1 protein-coding gene is annotated in these 1573 nt (G+C 64.0%); it reads right to left on the bottom strand.

What is annotated here, in order from left to right; genetic code table 11:
- Positions 1-328: 328 nt before the first annotated feature.
- Complete coding sequence (locus SP5_RS18300) at positions 329-1492, bottom strand: IS110 family RNA-guided transposase (protein WP_052811642.1); 1164 nt, start codon at positions 1490-1492, stop codon at positions 329-331.
- Positions 1493-1573 lie beyond the last annotated feature (81 nt).

Below are 1573 nucleotides of genomic sequence, written 5' to 3'. Positions count from 1 at the left end.
CTAAAGTCTCTAGCTGCTGCCCCTCAGTGTGAGGGATATCCCGACTTCTTCTACTACCTCATGATCTGCTCCTTCGCGGATCTTTGCAAGATCACCCGTCATCACTCCCGGAGTGCAACAGTCTCTTCGCGGTCGGGCGCTTTGCGATGGCCGTTGGGCCGGTCACCTGCCGCATTATGGGCATTCACGTGCAAAGGGTGGAGCTTCAACAAGCGTCACGAGGTTGTCGCCACCTCACCTTTAGGCCCGAAGTCTCCTGTCCCTCCGCCTCCCGGGAGGACGGTTTCGCCGCTATTGTGCGGACGAACCTGGTGTGAACCTGGAATCTCTATGCGGTCGCGCGCGCCTGCATCAGGTCGCGATGCGGCCCCACATCGGCGGCCTTCGCCATGAAGTGGGTGCCGTCGCGCCACAGGCTGAACATCACGATCGCCAGTTTGCGGGCGAGCGCGACCTTGGCCTTGTTGAAGCCGACGCGCTTGCTGAGCTTCATGCCCCAGTCCTTCAGCGTGCTGAACGACTTGGTGTTCGCCAGCATGACCGTGGCGGCGCCGACCAGATGCGTGCGGGTCAGCTGGTTGCCCATCTTGCTGATCCCGCCATGCGTCAGGCTCTCGCCCGACTGGTAGACGCGCGGGGTCAGACCTAGATAAGCCGCGACATTGTCGACATGCCGGAACCGTGTCGGGTCCTCGATCGCGCTGTAGAAGGACAGCGCCGTGATCGTGCCGATGCCGGGGATCTCCATGAACCGCTTGCACACCGGATTGGACGCGGCGAGCAGATCCAGCTCGCGTTCGATGCGCCCGGCCTCGATATAGAAGCGCTCGCACAGATCGAGGAGCGGGATGACCCGCAGCCGCAGGTCGACGCCTTCGGTGTCGGCGATGAGGCACAGCTGGTCGATGGCCCGCTCGCGGAACGTCGCCGGGCTGTCGCTGCCGGGTTCGATCCGCCCGCCATAGACCCGCACCAGCCCGCGGATCATCGCCTCGGTCTCACGCCGCTGCTTGACCAAGCGATCGCGCATGATCAGCGACGCCCGGACCTCGAAGCACAGGTTCGACTTGACATAGACCTCGGTCAGATAGTCGCGGCCGCTGCGCGTGATCTCGGCGATGCCGCGCGCATCGTTGGTGTCGGTCTTGTTGCGCTTCACCGACAGCACCCGGTGGACCTGCAGCGCGTCGAGTACCGCCACCTGGAAACCCTGCTCGCGCAATTTGCCCGCCAGGTGCGGCGACAGGCCACCCGTCTCCATGCCGATCAGCGTCACATGCGACTTGAAGTTGCGGCGCAGGTAGCGGCCGATCTCCGTCGCATGGCTCTTCATCGACACCTGGTGGACCACCGCACCGTCCACATCGACCACGCATACCGCCGTGCTCTTGAACCCGATATCCAGCCCGACCCAGAACCGCGCTGACGCCGGATCCGCCTCTGCCCGCGCCATCGCCGCGACATAGGCCGGCGCCACGATCTTCTTCGACATGACCTGCTCCTTTCCCGTCACCGTTGATCGAAAAACGATACGCCTCTCGCCGTCGCCTGGGCAGCAGCTAACCCACAAGCG

Origin of the sequence: Sphingomonas parapaucimobilis NBRC 15100 (assembly GCF_000787715.1) — a bacterium.
Taxonomy (GTDB): Bacteria; Pseudomonadota; Alphaproteobacteria; order Sphingomonadales; family Sphingomonadaceae; genus Sphingomonas; species Sphingomonas parapaucimobilis.
This window is presented reverse-complemented; position numbering and strand designations above follow the sequence as displayed.